The sequence below is a fragment of the Gryllotalpicola sp. CP2-P1 genome (genome assembly GCF_057512245.1).
Map to the genome: position 1 here is coordinate 1 of NZ_JBLRDT010000246.1, position 3034 is coordinate 3034.

General features: G+C 73.9%; 3 protein-coding genes and 1 pseudogene. All 4 read right to left on the reverse strand.

What is annotated here, in order from left to right; all coding sequences use genetic code 11:
• Nucleotides 1-548: iron chelate uptake ABC transporter family permease subunit (locus ACM2XV_RS13645; RefSeq protein WP_487027318.1), on the reverse strand; the 548-nt coding region annotated here is incomplete at its 3' end.
• Nucleotide 549: 1 nt separating this feature from the next.
• The gene (locus ACM2XV_RS13650) at nucleotides 550-1542 is read right to left on the reverse strand and encodes a siderophore-interacting protein (protein ID WP_487027319.1); all 993 of its coding nucleotides are present in this window, start codon (nucleotides 1540-1542) and stop codon (nucleotides 550-552) included.
• A 67-nt stretch (nucleotides 1543-1609) separates the two neighbouring features.
• Entirely contained in the window at nucleotides 1610-2566 is a 957-nt protein-coding gene (locus tag ACM2XV_RS13655) for a J domain-containing protein (protein WP_487027320.1), read from the reverse strand.
• 84 nt (nucleotides 2567-2650) lie between these two features.
• Nucleotides 2651-3034 (reverse strand): annotated as a pseudogene (locus ACM2XV_RS13660) (A/G-specific adenine glycosylase); the annotation flags it as partial.

Here is a 3034-nt window from a genome sequence, read left to right on the forward strand (position 1 = left end):
ACCTGCCAGAAGCGGAACTGCTGGAAGACGTCCTGATGAGAGAGCAGCACGAGCGTGACGATCGAGGTCAGGGTGGCGGTCAGCGCGGCGCCCGCGAGCGCGAGCTTCACGGGGGTCGCGCCGCCCTGCCCGAGCACCCCGATCGCGTAGACCACGGCGGCGGCCACCGCGGCGCCGCCGAATGCGAACCACACGTAGCCGGAGGCGCTGCCCACGCCGAACACCCCGATCGCCGTGACGACGGCGAGCGAGGCACCGGCGTTGACACCCAGCAGTCCGGGGTCGGCGAGCGGGTTGCGGGTGACGCCCTGCATCACGGCGCCGGCGAGCCCGAGCGATGCACCCGCGACGAGCGCCACCGCCGTGCGCGGCAGGCGCAGGCCGATCACGATGCGGTCGGCCTGGTCGCCGTCGAAGGGGTGCGCGAGAGCGTGCACCAGCTGGGCGGGTGAGAGCGCTTGAGCGCCGAGCGCGAGGCTCAACAGGGTGAGCAGGGCGAGCGCGACGAAGCAGACCACGAGCGTCGTGGCCGCGCGGGGGGAGGACATGTCAGGACAGCTCCGCTCGGCCCTGGCGCCAATAGCCCATGAAGGCGACGCGGCTGCGGTCGACGCCCAGCTCTTTGACGAGGAAGCGGCGCAGGCTCACGACGCACTGGGTCTCGCCGGCGATCCAGGCGTAGAAGCCCGTCTCGTCGCGGGCGTCGGGCGCATCCCACACGAGGCCCGCCTCGACGTCGGACTCATCGAGCACGGATGCCTGCGGCTCGGCGGCCGGCGTCAGCAGGTGGCGTCGCGCCAGCGCCCACTCGCGCACCGCCGCGGCCAGGCGCTCGCCGCGGGGGCCGTCGTGGCGGGGCAGCCAGGTGACGGTGTGGTCAGAGCAGGCGAGCGCGACGTCGAGCGCGTCGGCGCTCTCGGGGATCTCGAGGAACGCGGTCGCCCGCACCCCCGGCGTCAGCGACTCGAGGATCGAGCACACGGCCGGGACGGCCGTCTCGTCGCCGGCGAGCAGCAGCTCGTCACGGCTGCCCGGGTGCCAGTCGAGCCCGCTGCGCCAGCCCTTCGATGCGTCGTCGGGCCCGACGATGACGATCTCGTCGCCCGCTCGTGCCGACCGCACCCAACGGCTCGCCGGGCCGCCGTCGCCGTGGACCGCGAAGTCGACATCGAGCTCGCGCTCCTGCGGCCGCACAGAGCGCACGGTGTAGGTGCGGAACGGATTGCGCAGCTCGGCGGGGGCGGCCCGCCACAGCTCGTACCAGCTGCCGTTCGCGATCGCGTCGGGGGCGCAGATGCCCAGGTGGTCGTAGCCGGAAGGGGCGCCGTCGCCCTCGAGCGGCAGCACGAGCTTGATGCGCTGATCGAGCCCGGCCGTGCCGAAGCCGGCGAGCTCGTCGCCCGCGAAGGTCACCCGCAGGAACGACGGCGACAGGCGCGCGACCGAGCGCACCGTCGCCCGGAACGGGCGGTAGGCGGGGCGGTCGTCGCGGACCCGGTGGGGTCGTGCTCGGTCGGCGCTGTCGGCGGGTAAGGTAAGCATTACCTAAATAGCTAACGCGAAGGCATCCGTTCGCGCAAGTCGAAATGGGGATGTACCCGGCGGGCGGTCAGATGAATCGCACGCCGCGCTGCAGGCGGCTGCGCACCTCGAAGAGGTCGAGGCCGACGGCGCGGGGCACCCCGGGAACGCCCGAGCGCAGCAGGTGGCCGAGCACGGAGCGCTGCACCGCCAGCAGGGCGACGCCCCGATGGCGGCCGATCTCGGCGATCGGCTGGTCGAGGGCATCGTCGGGCAGCACGATGATGGCGCCGGCGAACTTCACCCCGAGGCCGCGACCGAGGTGGCGTGCGCGGTCGGCGAGGTCGTGGGCCGGTCGGCCGTCGAGCTGCACCCCCGGCTCAGCCGGCACGAGCTCGCCGCGCCGCACCGCGACGCGGCCGCCGTAGTCCTCGGACTGCAGCGCGAACAGCCCCGTCGGGCCGAGGACGAGGTGGTCGATCTTGCCGCCGTCGTGGGCGAACACGTCGTGCCACACGGTGTAGCCGATGCCGAGCTCGGCCGTGGCGCGCGCCGTCGCCTCCTCTGCGAGGGCGTCAGCCAGCGTGTGCCGGATCTCGTAGGGCGCCGATCGGACGAGCGTGGGGTCGTAGGGGTCGTCGAGCTCGGGGCCGCGCCCGGCCCACTCGCGCATCATGGCCAGGAACCGCTCGCGACGCCAGCCGCCCGGGTGCCCGTAGGAGCGCGCCCGCGGCCGGGTGTCTCGGCGAGCTCCCTCGGTGCGCGAGCTCGCCCACACGCGCTCATCGTCGTCGCCGGTCGGCTCGGCGCCGGCGCCGGCGCCGTTGAACGGGGACCGGCGCCGATTGAACGCTGCCCGCGCCTCGGGGGTGCCGATGCGCTCCCAGGCCTCTTGAACGGCGCGGAACTCGGCCGCCGAGCCGCCCGTGTCGGGGTGCGTCTCACGCAGGCGCTTCCGGTAGGCCCGCTTCAGCTCGTCGTCACTCGCGCGCGCGTCGACGCCGAGCACCTCGTACGGCGAGGCGGAGAGCGGGGATTCGGGCACCGACTCAGAGTAGCCGCGCTGTCACAGAAGGAGCTTCATGCCGTGTGAGGGATGCCTCCACGGCACCCCTCGTGACCGGGGGTGCTACGGCAGCACATAGCCGCCGCCGTCGGCGTCGCGCACGGCGAGCCCGTCGGCGAGCAGTCCCGCGAGCGCGCGGGCGAGCTGCATCGCATCGGGCCAGAGGCCGCTGAGCTCGGCATCCGTCACGGGCACGTGGGCCGCGCGCAGCTCGCGCATGATCAGCCCGCGCACGTGCCGGTCGCTGCCCTCGTACTTCTTCTGCACGGCGCGCCGCGGCCCCTCGTACGCTGGGTAGCCGGCGAGCCGCCATGCGCACGAGGATGCGAGCGGGCAGTCAGCGCACCGGGGCGCGCGAGCCGTGCAGACGATCGCACCGAGCTCCATCGCGCCCGCATTGAAGGTGCGCGCCTCGGTGTCGCCCGGCGGCAGCACGGCCGCCATCGC

Coding starts and splice junctions, on each gene's coding strand:
- ACM2XV_RS13650 (WP_487027319.1), bottom strand. CDS start 1,542: ATGCTTACCTTACCCGCCGACAGCGCCGACCGAGCACGACCCCACCGG.